Raw genomic sequence first — 15,398 nt, forward strand, 5'->3', positions numbered from 1 at the left:
GCACGAACATCGCGCCCCGTCCCGACGGGGCGCGATGTTCGTACGGGGGGCGGAGCGCTCACGGCGCAGCCGTCCGGACGCGCAGCGCAGCGCCAGCCGTCGGGACGCGCAGCGCAGCGCCAGCCGTCCGGACGCGCAGCGTAGCGCCAGCCGTCCGGACGCGCAGCGTAGCCCGTCGGGCCTACACGATGCGGGTGTACCGGACCCCCGCCTCGTGGTACCCGCGCTTCTGGTAGAACCGGTGCGCACTGTCCGTCGCGGCCGCACTCACGGCGCTGAGGCGACGCGCACCCTGCTCGGCCGCCCACGTCTCGAACGTGCCGAGGAGCGCAGAACCGGTGCCGTTCCTCCTGGCCGTCGGGTCGACGACGAGCAGCAGCAGCTGCGCCGTCGGCTCGTCCGAGACGTAGGCCCAGGTGAGCTGCGCCCCGGCGACCGCAGCCACGCGACCGTCGTCACCGCGCACCAGCCAGGTGCGGTGTCCGGCCTCCGGCGTCAGCCGCTCGAGCCGGGCACGCATGCCCGCCGGCTCGACGTCGTGGCCGAGCAGCCGGACGAGCGCGGTGACGTCGGCGACGTCCGTGTCGGACCAGGTGGTGATCGACTCGACGAGAAGGGTCATGCGGCGACCCTACCGAGCGCGATGGGCGTGTGACGACACGCCGACCGCAACCCGTGGCGGGGTCAGTGGGTGGCCTGCTCCACGCGGATGCGCGCGAGGACCTCGGCGCGGAGCTGTTCCGGCGCGGTCTCCTTGCAGGCACGTCGGACTGTCTCGATGAGGACGACACCGACGCGGTGCTCGGTCGTGCAGTCCTCGCAGCCCTCCATGTGCTCACGGATGTCCGCCGCGTCCTCACGGCAGAGCTCGCCGTGCAGGAACTCCTCGAGCTCCGCCTTCGCCTTCGAGCAGTCGCAGCCGCTCATCGCGCTTCCTTCCCTTCGACGCGACCCGAGGTCGCAACTGGCTTCCGGCCGCGTCCGCGCATCGTCGCCGTCGACGCTGCGTCCGGGACGATGCCGGTCTCGCGGGCGTGGTCCGCCAGCAGCCCCCGGAGGAGGCGGCGGCCACGGTGAAGGCGGCTCATGACCGTCCCCACGGGGGTCTTCATGATGTCGGCGATCTCCTGGTACGAGAAGCCCTCGACGTCCGCGAAGTACACGGCCATCCGGAAGTCCTCGGGGATCGCCTGCAGGGCGTCCTTGACCGCGGACGACGGCAGGTGGTCGATGGCGTCCGCCTCGGCCGAGCGCGCGGAGATCGACTGCGTGACGCTCTCCGCACCGCCGAGCTGCCAGTCCTCGAGCTCGTCGATCGTGCCCTGGTACGGGTTCCGCTGGTTCTTGCGGTACGTGTTGATGAACGTGTTCGTGAGGATGCGGTACAACCACGCCTTGAGGTTCGTGCCCTGCCGGAACTGCCGGAAGGCCGCGAACGCCTTGACGAAGGTCTCCTGCACGAGGTCCGACGCGTCGGCGGGGTTGCGGGTCATCCGCATCGCCGCACCGTACAGCTGGTCCATGAACGGCAGCGCCTGGGTCTCGAACAGCGACCGGAGCTCGCTCTCGGACACGGTGGTCTCGTCGGCGAGGACCTCGTCCTCCTCCTCGACCGCGTCGAGCTGCGCCTCGGTCGCCGCGACGAGGTCGTGCGGAGCCGCCACGTCGTGCGCCGCCGCGCCGTGCGGCCCGGTGACGTCGTGCGGTGCTGCCTGCGGTTCGTCGGTGGTCATCACGGCCGAGTCTAGGCCGAGCGTGGTGACCGCGACGGGCAGGTGCGTCCGCTCGCGCGTCAGTGTTGCTGTCGCCAAGGATCCTCCCGGTGGATTCAGTACCCTGGTGAACCGATGGCTGCCACGACGCATTCCCACCAGGCTCCTGCTCCCTGGACCGCCCCGCGCGCACGGGGCCCGCTCCGCGGCGACGTCGCGCTGCCGGGGTCGAAGTCGCTGACGAACCGGGAGCTCGTCCTGGCCGCCCTCGCCGACGGCCCCTCGACCATCCGGCTGCCGCTGCACTCGCGGGACTCGGCCCTGATGATCGCCGGCCTCCGGCAGCTCGGGGTCGGGATCGAGGAGCTCCCTCCGGCGCCCGGCACGGACGGAGCGCCAGGTGTGCCGAACCCGTACGGACCGGACCTCCGGATCACCCCGGCACCGATGCGCGGCGACGTCCGGGTGGACTGCGGCCTCGCCGGCACCGTGATGCGCTTCCTGCCCCCGCTCGCGGCGCTGGCGACCGGCCCGGTCACGATCGACGGCGACCCGTACGCCCGGAAGCGTCCGATGGGCGCGATCATCCAGGCGCTCGTCGACCTCGGGGTGGACGTCACCGACGACGGCGACGGCGCGATGCCCTTCTCCTTCACGGGCACCAGTGCGGTCCGCGGCGGCTCGCTGACGATCGACGCGTCCGCGTCCTCGCAGTTCGTCTCCGGCCTGCTGCTGTCCGCGCCGCGCTTCACCGAGGGCCTGCACCTCGTGCACGCGGGCGAGCGGCTGCCGAGCCTGCCGCACATCGACATGACCGTCGAGGTCCTGCGCGCGCGGGGTGTCCGCGTCGACCAGCCGGCCGTCGGCGAGTGGGTCGTGCACCCGGGTCCCATCGCCGCGCGGGACGTCACGATCGAACCCGACCTGTCCAACGCCGCACCGTTCGCGGTGGCCGCGCTCGTCGCGGGCGGCTCCGTCCGCATCCGCACCTGGCCGACCGAGACGACCCAGGTGGGCGCCGACCTCGAGACGCTCCTGCCCCTCTGGGGCGCGACCGTCACGCGGGACGGCGACGACCTCGTGTTCGACGGCGGCGTCGGGGTGGCGGGTGGTGCCTCCCTGCCGGGCGTCGACCTCGACCTCACGCGCGGCGGCGAGCTCGCGCCGGCGCTCGTCGCGCTCGCGGCCCTCGCCGACGGGCCGAGCGAGGTCACCGGGATCGGTCACCTGCGTGGACACGAGACGGACCGGCTCGCCGCGCTCGCTGCGGACCTGAACCGGACGGGAGGCGCGGTGCGCGAACTCGACGACGGCCTGCGGATCGAGCCGGCCCCGCTCCACGGCGCGGCGTGGGCCGCGTACGACGACCACCGGATGGCGACCGCCGGTGCCGTGGTCGGCCTCGTCGTCGACGGCGTCGCCGTCGACGACATCGGCTCGACCGCGAAGACCCTCCCCCAGTTCCCGCAGCTGTGGGCGGAGCTCGTCGCGACCGCCGGCTCCCCGGGGGCCGCTCCGTGAGCTGGTGGGACGACGCCGAAGGCGACGACGGCGGGGACGAGCCCTACGGCGACTACGAGTCGCGGGTCCGGATCCGTCCGAACCCGAAGGGCAACCGGCCGCGCACGAAGGTCCGGCCGACGCACGAGGACGCGACGGCCGGCTGGGTGACGAACGTCGACCGCGGGCGCTTCGGCGTGCTCGTCGGGGACGCGGTGATCACGGCCACCAAGGCCCGAGAGCTCGGGAAGAAGTCCGTCGTCACGGGCGACCACGTGTCGCTCGTCGGCGACACCTCCGGCGAACCGGGGTCCCTCGCACGGATCGTCAAGGTCGCCGAACGCACGACGCTGCTCCGGCGGAGCGCCGACGACACCGACGAGGTCGAGCGGGTGATCGTGGCGAACGCCGACCAGATGCTCATCGTCGTCGCCGCGGCCGACCCGGAACCGCGCACCCGGCTGATCGACCGGTACCTCGTGGCCGCGTTCGACGCCGGCCTCGACCCGGTCCTCTGCATCACGAAGACCGACCTCGCCGACCCCGCGCCGTTCCTGGAGCACTTCGCCTGCCTCTCGCTGCGGATCGTGACGAGCCGCTCGGACGACGTGCCCTTCGCAGCGCTCCACGACGTCCTGGACGAGAAGGTCACGGTGACCGTGGGCCACTCCGGCGTGGGCAAGTCGACGCTCGTGAACGCCATCACCGGGGCGACCCGGGCGACCGGACACGTCAACGCCGTCACCGGACGGGGGCGCCACACGTCGTCGTCCTCGATCGCGCTGCGGGTGCGGGACGGCGGCTGGATCATCGACACGCCGGGCGTCCGGTCGTTCGGTCTCGGCCACGTCGACCCCGCGAACGTCTTCCGGGCGTTCGCGGCGCACGCGGTCCCCGTGCGCGAGCCGGCCGACGGCATCCCGTTGTCGCAGGCCCACGACTGGGAGATCGTCGACCGGGTGGCGGACGGCGAGCTCGGGCCGACGGGCGTCGAGCGGCTGGACTCCTTCCGGGCGCTGCTGACCGGGATGGGCGCGGAGGACCCCGGGCAGGAGTAGGCCTCGGCGGCGGCGGCTGGCGGCTGGCGGCTGGCGGGCAGCGCGCGCCTGGCTTCCGGTCGGCGCCGGGCTCCCCGTCGGCGCCTGGCTTCCCGTCGGACGTCGCCGACTCCGGAGGGTCACGACTCCCCGCTCAGGCCCCCCGCGCGGTCACGAACGGTCGCTCCGCCGGCGCCGCACCCGACGCGTCGTGACCACTCGACGCCGCGGACGCGGGCTGTCGCGACCGCCGAGGGGACGCCGGGCGCCGCGACCGCCCGTACCCACGCCGTCGGACGCATGCACAACGACGCCGGGGACCAGCCCTCGGCGACGTCGGGGCCGCGGCCGGCGCGGTCACGACTCCCCGCTCAGGTACCCCGCGCGGTCACGAACGGTCGCTCCGCCGGCGCCGCACCGACGCGTCGTGACCACTCGACACCGCGGACGCGGGGTGTCGCGACCGCCGAGGGGACACCGGCATCCGCCCGCCACCACCGACGCCGACGCCGCCACCGCCACCACCGCCGCGCCGCGCCGCGGTGGCGGTGTATCGTTGCCCCACGTGTCTGAAGTTGCAAAGTACAACTTTGCGCCGGCCAGCACGGTCGACGCCCCGTCCCCCCACGTGTCCGCGCCGCACGCACCCGCGGCGCACACCGCGGCGACCCACGCCGCTCCGAAGCCACCGCGCCGCTCCCCCGGCAACGGTGTCCTCCGTCCCGACGGCCTCGGCGCGACCCTCCGGCACTTCGCCTCGCACATCCTGGTCCCGCTGTTCCTCGCCGCCGGCATGGGCCTCGCGTACCTCGGCGCGTTCCACGCCCCGACGCCGCACGACCTCCCCGTCGGCATCGTCGGCCAGGGTGCGGCCACGCAGGTGTTCGCGCAGACCGTCACGGACCAGTCCGACGGCGCCCTCGTCGCGCACGTCGTGACCTCCACCGACCGCGCTGAACAGCAGGTCCGCGACCGCGAGCTCGCGGCGGTCTACGCCCCGACGACGAGCGGCGCGACCCTCTACGTCTCGACCGCGGCGTCCGAGACCACCGCGACCGCCGCGCAGAAGGTCTTCATGCCCATCGCGTTCCGGCAGCACCTGCCGTTCCGCGTGGTGGACGTCGTCCCCGCCGGCGAGCAGGACTCGACGGGGCAGGGGCTGTTCTTCCTCCTGGTCGGCCTCAGCGTGGGCGGCTACGCATCGGCCATCGCGGTCGCCGCGGTCGCCGCACGCCTCCGGCCGTTCTGGACGACCGTGGTGGGGATCGTCACCGCGGGCGTCGTCGCCGGCATCGGCATCGTCGTCGCCGGCCCGGTGTACGGCGTGGTCACGACGCACCGGTGGGAGGTGTTCCTGTTCGCGTGGCTGTACGACGCGATCATCGTGGCGCTCGGCGTCGGTCTGCACCCCGTCCTCGGACGGTGGACCACGCCGATCCTCACGATGCTGTTCGTGATGCTCAACTTCACCAGTTCCGGCGGCATCTTCCAGCCGGCGTTCCAGCCCGGGTTCTTCGCGGCGCTGAACAGCTTCTGGAGCGGTGCTGCGTGGCTCCGGGCCGCCCAGGACCTCCAGTACTTCCCGGACGCGTCCCTCGGGCGTCCGAGCCTCGTGCTCGCACTCTGGCTGGCCGCCGCGGTCCTGCTCTGCGTCGTCGTGCACGGCCTGGTCGCCCGGCGGACCCGCATCGCCCGCGAACGCGCCGTCTCCGCGCAGGAGGAGGACGAGGTGGTCGCCGCCTGACACCCCCGCATCCCATCCCGGCGTGCCGCACCCGAGCGCTACGCTCGACGCGTGGACCTCAGCGCCGACCTGGACTTCGCCCGCTCCCTCGCCGACACCGCCGACGCGATCAGCCTTGAACGGTTCCGCGCCGCCGACCTGCACGTGTCGAAGAAGGCCGACAGCACCCACGTCACGGACGCCGACCAGGCGGTGGAGCGGGCCATCCGCGACCGCCTGGCGACGGAACGCCCGGACGACGCGTTCCTCGGCGAGGAGACGACCGCGGACGCGGGCGGCGAGGCCGTCAGCGAAGGACACCGCCAGTGGGTCGTGGACCCGATCGACGGCACGGCGAACTACCTCCGCGGCGTGCCGGTCTGGGCGACGCTGATCGCCCTCGCCGTCGACGGTCGGCCGGTGCTCGGTGTCGTCAGCGCTCCCGCGCTCGGCAAGCGTTGGTGGGCGGCCGAGGGTCTCGGTGCGCACTCGTTCGACGGCCCGCTGCACGTCTCCGGGGTGGCGGACCTCGCCGACGCGAGCCTCAGCTACAACAGCATCCAGCAGTGGGACGAGGACGACCGGCTCGAGCCGCTCGTCGCGCTGTCACGGAAGGTCTGGCGCACCCGGGCCTACGGCGACATGTGGCCGTACATGATGGTCGCGGAGGGTGTGCTCGACGTCGCGGGCGAACCCGACCTCAAGCCGTGGGACATCGCCGCGCTCGTCCCGATCGTCGAGGAGGCCGGCGGACGGTTCACCTCCCTCGACGGCGATCCCGGACCGTGGCACGGCAGTGCGCTCGCGTCGAACGGCCTCGTGCACGACGCCGTCGTCGACGTCATCCGTCGCTGACGGCACCGCGGGGCGATCCGAAGAACGCACATCGCGCATCCGGGTACCGCGACGGCAGCCCCTCGCGCCGACCCCTCTGCAGGACGGCATCCGACACCCGCGCGTACCCCGCTCGACCGGGACTCGTGAGGACGCCACCGCCGGGTGCCCGGGCGCCCGGGCGTCCGCCACCGACCGCCCCTGTCGCGGTCCGGACGACGGTGTACCCCGAACGCCCGGCACGTGTCCCGTGGCCAACCCCCGCGACCGCGACGCCGCCCCCCGGACTGGGGGCAGTCGAAGGGAGAAAACGTCGGGAACGACCGGTCCACCTCGCCGGGACCTGGGTTACTGTCAACGAGACGCCAGGTCAGGTGACGTCTCGGATTCCCTAGATCCGGCACGGAACGCGACCCGGTGCCAGTTCGTCGAAGACCCTAACCCGAGGGGTGATACAGACGATGACATCATCGTTCCCGAGCGGAACCGAGTGCACCCTCACTCGTCCGCATTCCAACCACGAAGCTCTCGCACGTCCGGTCACCGGCGCGGTCACCCGCCACGCCTCCGTCCGGTCCGCCTCCGCGCGCCCGTCCGTCGCAGCATCCGTCTCCGGACCCGGAGGCCGGTGAGTCATGGCACTCACCGGTCGCCGTCTCGAGGTCGACCGGATCGCGACCCTCGCAATGCTCCCTCGGGAGTCCGCGATGGTCGTCGTCGGCGACCCTGGTTCCGGGCGCAGCAGCGTCCTCGACGCGGTGGCTCACCGCGTCTCCCTCCCCGTCGTCCGCGTCGGTGTGAACGGGAGTGAGTCCCACTGGCCCCTGGCCGGCGTGACCGCACTGTTCACCGCCCTGGACGACCCCCGCGCCACCGCGCACATCGCCCACCTGCTGCAGGCGGGCTCCACCGGTGGTCAGGTCCCCGAACGCGCCGGCCTCGCCGCTGCGCACGACTTCCTCGAAGCCGTGCACACGCTCACCCTGCCGCCGACGGTCGTCCTCATCGACGACCTCGACCGGATGGACGTGGAGAGCCAGGAGCTCATCGCGTTCCTCGCCGGCCGACTGGCAGGGACCGCACTGCGTGTGGTCGCGTCCGTCCGCACCGTCCCCGCCGACGGCCCGCTCGCGGCGCTGCCCGCGCTGCGGCTCGAACCGCTCAGCGAGGACGTCGCCCTGACGCTCGCCCGCAGCACGGCTCCGGACGACGCGAACGACGGTGTCCTCGCGATCCTCGCGCAGGAGACCGGAGGCAACCCCGGCGTACTGCGCGAACAGCTCGCGGGCCTCACCCGCGGTCAGCTGATCGGCACCGAGCCGCTCGTACTGCCGCTCCGCCCCACCAAGACGACGGAAGCGATCGCCGCGACCGTGCTCGACGCCGCTGCGGGACGCGATCTGGACGTCCTCGCTCGGCTCGCGCTGGTCCCGACGGCCAAGGCCGCCACGTGGGACCGCGACGCACTCGACGACCTCGCGGACGCGGGACTCGTCGCCGTGCGGGGGCAGCACGTGGAGGTCGCGAACCCCCTCGTCCGCTCGTCGTTGTACTGGCGGACGCCCTCCCGGGAGCGCCGGGCCGCCCACACCGCCCTGGCGGAGGTCACGGCGGACACGGACGCACGAGCCCACGCCTGGCACCGCAGCTTCGTGGACGACGTCCCCGACGCCGTCGCGCTGCTCCGGGCCGCGCGGTCGTACGTCGTGGACGGCAACACCACCGCGGCGACGTCCCTCACCGAGCGAGCCCTGCTCGTCGGGGGCGGCACCGCGGACGAGCACGAGGCGCTGCTCGGCGTCGCCGAGGTCATGCTGGCGAACCGGCTCCTCAGCGCCGCCGCACGGTACCTCGCCGCGATCCGACCGTTCCGCGAGACGACCACCGAGGTCCGCCGGCTGCGCCTGCAGTACTCCGTCGAGTTCCTCAGCGGCGACGCCGTGCACGCGGACGAGCTGCTCCTGCCGGTCGACGCCGGCGACCCGGTGGAGACCGACGCCGTCGCGGGCCTGCTCGCGACCGTGGCGTGCTTCCGCGCCGAGGTGTGGGAGCTCGACCAGGCGCGAGACCTCCTGGCCCGCGCCGAGCCCTTCCTCGACTCGGCCTCCGCGCACACGCTGGAGATCACGGCGACGGCCCGCGAGCTCATCGCCGCCGTCGACGGGACCCTCCCGGCGGACGCGGACCTGCACGACGGGCTCTCGGCCGCCGTGTTGACGGGCATGTCCGACGCCGCCCTGCTGCTGCTCGCCCACGCCCTGAGCATCGGTGAGCGCTACCGCAGCGCCCGTCGGGTCTTCGCACTGGTCCTCGCCCGGGGTCCGCAGACGCCGCTCGTGTGGACGGAAGCGGCCCGCTACCTGTCCGCCGAGAACGAGGTGCGCTCCGGGAACTTCCGGCAGGCGCTCCGCGCGATCGACGTCTGGGAGGCCGGTTCCGCGGCGTCCGAGCGGTTCCGAGAGCCCTCGCGGGTGATCGCGATCGCCTGGCGCCACTTCGCGGAGGGTCGTTCCTCGGAGGCGCTCGACGTGCTGGACCGCTGCCTCGCGCAGCGCTCCACGAACCGGCTCTGGGGTGCGACGGCGAAGCTGCACGCGTTCCGTGGTCGGGTCCTGCTGCTCGACGGTCGGCTCGAGGAGGCCGCCGTCAGCCTCGAGGCGGCCGACGCCATCGGCCGTTCCCTGCGGAACCCCGCCGTGCTCCGGCACCTCGGGGACCTGGTGGAGGCGTACGCACGCCTCGGCCGGATCGACGACGCGCGGGCGATCACCGCCCGGCTGGCCGCGGACCACCACTCCCGGCCGTCGCGCTGGGGCGCGCTGGTCCTCGCGCGGAGCCTGGCGCTCGTCGCGGACGACACGACGCGCGAGACCGCGAGGCGTCGCGCGCTGGAGCTGTTCCAGCCGCACGACTCGCAGTACGAGCGGGCTCGCACCTTCGCGGCACTCGCCGCGGTCGGCACGGCCACCGAGCGTCCGCGGCTCGGCGCCGCAGCGGCAGCCGCGTACGAGGCCGCCGGCCTCCGGCGTCCGCTCGTCACGCCCGCCCCGTCGGTCGCGATGCCGTCGTTCGGCGGTTCGCTCCTCCGGTCCGGCCCGACGGGCTCGGCGCCGCAGCCCGGCACACCGCGGAGCGCGCCGGACGCGTCCGCAGCGCTGACGTCGCTGACCGCCGAGGAACGCGCCGTGGTGCAGAAGGTGACGGAGGGCTACCGCAACCGCGAGATCGCCTCGTCGCTCTTCATGTCGCAGCGCACGGTGGAGCTGCGGCTCACGCAGATCTACCGCAAGGTGGGCGCGCGCTCGCGCTCGCACCTCGTGGCGCTGCTCACCTGATCGCGGTCGCGACGCGACCACGCATCGGACGGGAGGCCCGGTACCAGCTGGTACCGGGCCTCCCGTCCGTTCCCGGGTTGCGTGGATGCGGGGTCCCGCAGTGTCGCACCCGCGGTGCGGGCCCCGCGCGGGGAACCGCAAGAGCGGTCGACGGGTGTTGCCCCGCCCCCCGTCCGCGGGTGACGCTTCTCCTGCACCGACCGCCGTGCTCCTCCCGGAGCCCGTCCGCGGTACCCCGTTCGGTACCCGAACCGTCGGCCCTGAGACCGCCGTCGTCCGTCCTCGCCTGATCCGAGGACGGGCGGCGGCCCCCGAGCCGGCGGACCGAGCGCGCGGCTGACCCGACGGCGGTCGGTGCCGTTCCCCCGAGCACCACCCCTGCAGTTCCCGACCCGAAGGGACGCCCGATGTGCGGCATCATCGCGGCCCGCGTCAGTGACGACGCGAGCCCCTACCTGCTCGACGGCCTCGAGCGACTCGAGTACCGCGGCTACGACTCCGCCGGCATCGCGGTCCGGACCGCCTCCGGCCGCACCGAGACGATCCGCTCGGTGTCCCGGGTCGGCGACCTCCGGACGCTCATAGCCGCACGGTCCGGCGACGCACTGACCGGGATCGGCATCGGCCACACCCGCTGGGCGACCCACGGTGCCGTGCGGGAGGCGAACGCGCACCCGCACGCGGACTGCGGCGGCCGCGTCAGCGTCGTGCACAACGGCATCGTGGAGAACGCCGACGAGCTCCGCGCGACGCTCGAACGCCAGGGCCACGTGTTCCGCTCCGACGTCGACTCGGAGGTCATCGCGCACCTCGTCGAGCGCGCCCTCGCGGTCGACCCGGACCTCATGCTCGCGGTGCAGATCGCGACCGCACAGCTCGAGGGGTCGTGGGCGATAGTCGTCCTCGACGCCCGCGACGGCCGGATGGTCGTCGCCGCCGACCGGTCGCCGCTCGTGGTCGCACGGTCGGCCCGCGGCGACTTCGTGGCGAGCGACATCGGCGCGATCGCCGAGTGGTGCGAGACCTTCGTGGCGCTCCGCGACGGCGACGTCGTCGAGCTGAGCGAGGCGTGGACCTGGTCGTCCGGCGGTGTGACGGTCCCGGTCCCCTTCCCCACGCCGTCGCCGTTCGCCGCGGCCGCCCTCGACCTCGGCGACCACCCGGACCACATGGCGAAGGAGATCGAGGAGCAGCCGGCCGTCGTCAGCTCGATCCTCGAGCGGGTCGCTCGTCGAGCGGTCGACGGCAGCATGTGGGTCGGACTCGGGCTGCCCGGGTTCCACCGGCTCGCCGTCGTCGCGTGCGGCACCTCCCTGAACGCCGGGCACGTGATCGCGACCGCACTGCGCGGCATCGGCGGGGTCCCGACGGACATCGTGGTGGCGAGCGAGGCGGACCAGGTCGTGCTCGGCCCGGGCACGCTCGTCGTCGCGATCAGCCAGTCGGGCGAGACCGCCGACGTGCTCCGGGCGCTCGACCGCTTCGACGACCGGCACCCGGTGCTCGCGCTCACGAACAACCTGCACTCGTCGCTCGCCCGCCGGGCGGACGCGGTGCTCGATTGCCACGCCGGCCCCGAGGTCGGAGTCGCGGCGACGAAGACGTTCACCGCGCAGGTCGTCGTCGGCGTCGCGGCGATGATCTCCGCGATGGTGGCCTCCGGCCGGATCGGGACCGCCCGTGCCGCCGCGCTCGTCGGCGAGCTCTCCGAACTGCCGGCCCGCGTCGAGCACGCGGCGTCCGTCGCAGCCGACCGCATCCCGCTCCTGGTCGCGAACGTCCGGGAGGCGTCCGGCTTCCTGTTCCTCGGCCGCGGCCAGGGTCTGGCGTACGCGGCGGAGGGCGCGCTCAAGCTCAAGGAGCTGAGCTACCGGTGGGCCGAGGCGTACCCCGCCGGCGAGCTCAAGCACGGACCGCTCGCGCTCGTCGACGAGGGCACCCCGGTCGTCGTGGTCGACCACGGCGAGCACCGGATGCAGGCGAACATCGCCGAGGTGCGGGCCCGTGGCGGCTTCGTCATCACCATCGGCGGCGAGGGCTCGGACATCCCCGCGCTCGCCGGCCGCGCGACCGGTGGCCTCACCTGGGGCGCGAGCACCGCGCCGTGGGGGCCGCTCGAGGCGGTCGTGCCGCTGCAGATGCTCGCCCGCGAACTCGCGCTCCAGCTCGGGTGCGACGTCGACAAGCCCCGGAACCTCGCGAAGTCGGTGACGGTCGAATAGCCAGGCACCGGCCCGTGAACCGCCTGACGGTGTTCCTCGCCGTCCTCGCCGGACTGACGATCGTCGCGACCGCCGCGGTCGTCGTCTGGGCGCTCTCCACCTGACCCCTGTCGGGTCGCTGACCGTTCCCTCCCGGGGCCCTGGCGGTGGGCCCGCTCCTCGGGCGGGGCTGCCATGCTGGTCGCTTGACCACCGCAGCCCCGCCCCTCGTCTTCGTCGCCCTGCTCGTCGGGGCCGCCCTGCCGTTCGTCCCGGTCGTCGGCCGGGCCGCCCGCATCGCCGCGACGATCGTGCACGAGGTCGGCCACGTCGTCGTCGTGGTGCCGTTCGGCGGGCAGATCCGCCGCATCGACCTGCACCCGGACGGCTCCGGCGAGGCCTGGGTCCAGCTCGGCCGCGTGCCGGGCGCGATCCGCTGGCTCGTGCGCGTCCTCAACCTGTACGCCGGCTACAGTGCGCCGCTCTGGGCCGGGGTGCTGCTCGTGACCGGTGTGCTGCACGGGTCGCGGTGGCTGCCGGTCGTCGTGCTCGGCGTGGTCGGCGTCGTCGCCCTGCTGTTCGTGCGGAACTGGTTCGGGCTGCTCGTGGTGGTCGGCTTCGACGCGCTCGCGCTGTGGGTCGCGGTCCGACCGTCGGACGCCACGGTGCTCGTCGTCGCGGCCGTCGGGGCGCTCTTCGTGGTGGACGGCCTGCGGTCGGTGGTGCAGGTCGCACGGTGGCTGCTCACCGGTGCCCGGGTGCAGACGGACTTCCACATCGCTGCGGCCGAGATGCGGGTGCCGGCGTCGCTGTGGTTCGTGCTGTTCGTCGCGGTGAACGCCGTGGCGGTGTGGCTCGCACGGGTACCGCTCGCCGAGTCGTGGGAGGCCGTCGCCGCGGGGGTCCGCGCGCTGGTCTGACGCGCGGGGCGCGGCGGCGCCGGTGCCGGTGCCGGTGCCGGGACGGCTGTCGAACGACACGTCCGCTGTCGCACGACGACGGCGATGTCGTCTGTGCCCGTCCGCAACCGTTGCACACGCGCTGCGACGACGACGACGCTGTCGCACCACGACGGCGATGTCGTACCGCCCGCCCCGTCCGTCGCACCCGGGAACCGCCCGGAACCCGGCCGCCTGTCCCCTACGGCCGCCGTCGGCCTGCCACGATGGCCGGATGCGCCTCGACGACGTGACGACCGCCCTCGCCCGGACGCCCGACGACGTGCCCGGGGTCCCCGCGGCACGCCGGTTCGTCGAGCAGCACGGTGACGCAGCACTCCGGCGCGAGGGCGGGCCGGAGCACCTCACCGCCTCGTGCTTCGTGTTCTCCCCCGACCTCGAGCGGACCCTGCTCTGCCTGCACCGGAAGGGCGGGTTCTGGGTGCAGGTCGGCGGCCACCTCGAGCCGCAGGACACCTCCCTTGCGGCCGCCGCCCGCCGAGAGGCACGTGAGGAGTCCGGGATCGCCGGCCTCGAGCTGCTCGACGGCAGCGTCGTCGACGTCGACCGGCACGACCTGCACAGCGGGTTCGGGATCTGCGCCGCGCACTGGGACGTCGGCTTCGTCGCGCTGGTCGACCCGGAGGACCCGTCAGCGGCGACGGCGGTCAGCGACGAGAGCGACGACGTCCGGTGGTTCCCCGTCGAGGCGCTCCCGGACGCGGTCCCGTCGACGTTCCCACACCGGCTGCTCGCGGCACGCGAGGCAGCACGCGACGCCACGCGCACCGCAGTGCGCGAAGCCGGCCGCAGCACAGCACCCGCTGCCTCCCGCGACGACTGACCCACGCACGCAGGCTCACTCCCAGGGGTGCTGCTCCAACGCCACCGGATCGATGACCTGCCCACCGGCGACCACGAGCGCCCGCGGGACCCGCCGCACGAGTGCGTCCATCGGGTTCTCCGCATCGACGAGCACCACGTCCGCCCGAGCCCCCGGCACCAGGTCGTGCACCTCGTCCGTGACGAACGCGGCGCCGTCCCGCGACGCGATCTCGACCACCCGACGGAGGTCCTCGTCCCGCACCACTCCCCCGGCCCGCGCGTACTGCCAAGCGATCCCGAGCAGGTCGCCGTCGCCGTAGGGGCTCCACAGGTCGCGGATCCCGTCCGTCCCGAACCCGAACCGGACCCCTGCCTCGTCGAACTCGTGCAACGGGAGCTGGCGCATCCGCAGCGGTGCGACGGTCGTCATCGTGACGCCGAGGCCCGCCATCCGTTCGAGCAGGTCGCGGCGCCGGACCGGGTCGACGTCCACGACGGCGAAGCCGTGCGCGATGTTCACCTTCCCGGGAGCGATCCCGTCCCGCTCCACCCGGTCGAGCACGAGGTCGATCGCGAACGCGCCGAGGTCCGCCGGTTCGTGCAGGTGCAGGTCGATCCCGCAGCCGGTGTCCGCCGCGATCGCGAACAGGCCGTCGAGCTGGCCGACCGGATCACGGTCGATGAGCGACGGGTCGAGGCCGCCGACGTGCGCGACCCCGGCGAGCGCCGCCTGCCGGAGGAGGTCGAGCACGCCGGGTCGGCGGAGGACCCCGTCCTGCGGGAAGGCCACGATCGACACCTCCACGGCGCCGTCGAGTGCCTCGGCCGCCGCCTGCACCGCGTGGACCCCGCGGAGGCCGACGCCGAGGTCGACGTCGACGTGGGTCCGGACGCGCGTGGTGCCGGTCCGGAGCCCCTCGCGGAGCACCCGGGTGGCGACGTCGACGCCGGGGATGCCGAGTGCGTCGCGACGGGCACGCTCGTGTGCGATGCGGCCCTGGGTGCCGCCCTCGCCGCCGTACGACTCCCACGGCCGGCCCCACCAGCTCTTGTCGACGTGCGCGTGGGCGTTGACGAGGCCGGGCAGCGCGAGCAGCCCGGAGCCGTCGACGACCGTCACCCCCGCAGCCGCGATCGACCCGACGGACCGCACGCCCCCGCCGACCCCGCTCGGCTCCACCGCGACGATCCGGTCCCCTGCGATGTGCACGTCGGCCGGGTCACCTCCCCACGGGCGGACGGAGCGGAGGACCAGGTCGACGTCGTCGTGGAGCATGCGACCAGCCTGGCAGA

General features: G+C 73.9%; 12 protein-coding genes. 8 read left to right on the forward strand and 4 right to left on the reverse strand.

Annotated features, from left to right (window positions below; all coding sequences use genetic code 11):
• Window positions 1–181 precede the first annotated feature (181 nt).
• The 3 genes from MON03_RS09750 to MON03_RS09760 all read right to left on the reverse strand — a co-directional run bounded on the left by MON03_RS09750 (window position 182) and on the right by MON03_RS09760 (window position 1,733).
• Window positions 182–622 (reverse strand): GNAT family N-acetyltransferase, encoded by a 441-nt coding sequence (locus MON03_RS09750; protein ID WP_022902601.1) that lies wholly within the window; start codon window positions 620–622, stop codon window positions 182–184.
• A 62-nt stretch (window positions 623–684) separates the two neighbouring features.
• Window positions 685–927, reverse strand: a complete 243-nt coding sequence (locus tag MON03_RS09755; protein WP_022902600.1) for a zf-HC2 domain-containing protein — start codon at window positions 925–927, stop codon at window positions 685–687.
• Entirely contained in the window at window positions 924–1,733 is an 810-nt protein-coding gene (locus tag MON03_RS09760) for a sigma-70 family RNA polymerase sigma factor (RefSeq protein ID WP_175329065.1), read from the reverse strand. The genes MON03_RS09755 and MON03_RS09760 overlap by 4 nt, the downstream gene beginning before the upstream one ends.
• A gap of 114 nt (window positions 1,734–1,847) precedes the next feature.
• Here MON03_RS09760 and aroA point away from each other — a divergent pair, with 114 nt between their 5' ends.
• The 8 genes from aroA (at window position 1,848) to MON03_RS09800 (ending at window position 14,124) form a co-directional block, all read left to right on the forward strand.
• Entirely contained in the window at window positions 1,848–3,233 is a 1,386-nt protein-coding gene (gene aroA, locus MON03_RS09765; protein ID WP_242088207.1) for a 3-phosphoshikimate 1-carboxyvinyltransferase, read from the forward strand.
• On the forward strand, window positions 3,230–4,270 hold the full coding sequence (gene rsgA, locus MON03_RS09770) for a ribosome small subunit-dependent GTPase A (protein WP_242088208.1): 1,041 nt from the start codon (window positions 3,230–3,232) through the stop codon (window positions 4,268–4,270). The genes aroA and rsgA overlap by 4 nt, the downstream gene beginning before the upstream one ends.
• Before the next feature lie 544 nt (window positions 4,271–4,814).
• Window positions 4,815–5,993, forward strand: a complete 1,179-nt coding sequence (locus MON03_RS09775; protein WP_148286056.1) for an ABC-2 transporter permease — start codon at window positions 4,815–4,817, stop codon at window positions 5,991–5,993.
• A 51-nt stretch (window positions 5,994–6,044) separates the two neighbouring features.
• On the forward strand, window positions 6,045–6,827 hold the full coding sequence (locus MON03_RS09780) for an inositol monophosphatase family protein (protein WP_242088209.1): 783 nt from the start codon (window positions 6,045–6,047) through the stop codon (window positions 6,825–6,827).
• Window positions 6,828–7,441: 614 nt separating this feature from the next.
• Window positions 7,442–10,141, forward strand: a complete 2,700-nt coding sequence (locus MON03_RS09785) for a helix-turn-helix transcriptional regulator (protein WP_242088210.1) — start codon at window positions 7,442–7,444, stop codon at window positions 10,139–10,141.
• A gap of 407 nt (window positions 10,142–10,548) precedes the next feature.
• Complete coding sequence (gene glmS / locus MON03_RS09790; protein WP_242088211.1) at window positions 10,549–12,363, forward strand: glutamine--fructose-6-phosphate transaminase (isomerizing); 1,815 nt, start codon at window positions 10,549–10,551, stop codon at window positions 12,361–12,363.
• A 185-nt stretch (window positions 12,364–12,548) separates the two neighbouring features.
• Window positions 12,549–13,262 (forward strand): M50 family metallopeptidase, encoded by a 714-nt coding sequence (locus MON03_RS09795; RefSeq protein WP_175329057.1) that lies wholly within the window; start codon window positions 12,549–12,551, stop codon window positions 13,260–13,262.
• A 253-nt stretch (window positions 13,263–13,515) separates the two neighbouring features.
• The gene (locus MON03_RS09800; protein WP_242088212.1) at window positions 13,516–14,124 is read left to right on the forward strand and encodes an NUDIX domain-containing protein; all 609 of its coding nucleotides are present in this window, start codon (window positions 13,516–13,518) and stop codon (window positions 14,122–14,124) included.
• A gap of 15 nt (window positions 14,125–14,139) precedes the next feature.
• On the opposite strand, the gene MON03_RS09805 is transcribed toward MON03_RS09800, so the two are convergent.
• Window positions 14,140–15,381, reverse strand: coding sequence for an amidohydrolase family protein (locus MON03_RS09805; RefSeq protein ID WP_242088214.1), 1,242 nt, complete (start codon window positions 15,379–15,381; stop codon window positions 14,140–14,142).
• Between the last annotated feature and the right edge of the window lie 17 nt (window positions 15,382–15,398).

The sequence above is a fragment of the Curtobacterium sp. DN_7.5 genome, assembly GCF_022655355.1.
Taxonomy (GTDB): domain Bacteria; phylum Actinomycetota; class Actinomycetes; order Actinomycetales; family Microbacteriaceae; genus Curtobacterium; species Curtobacterium luteum.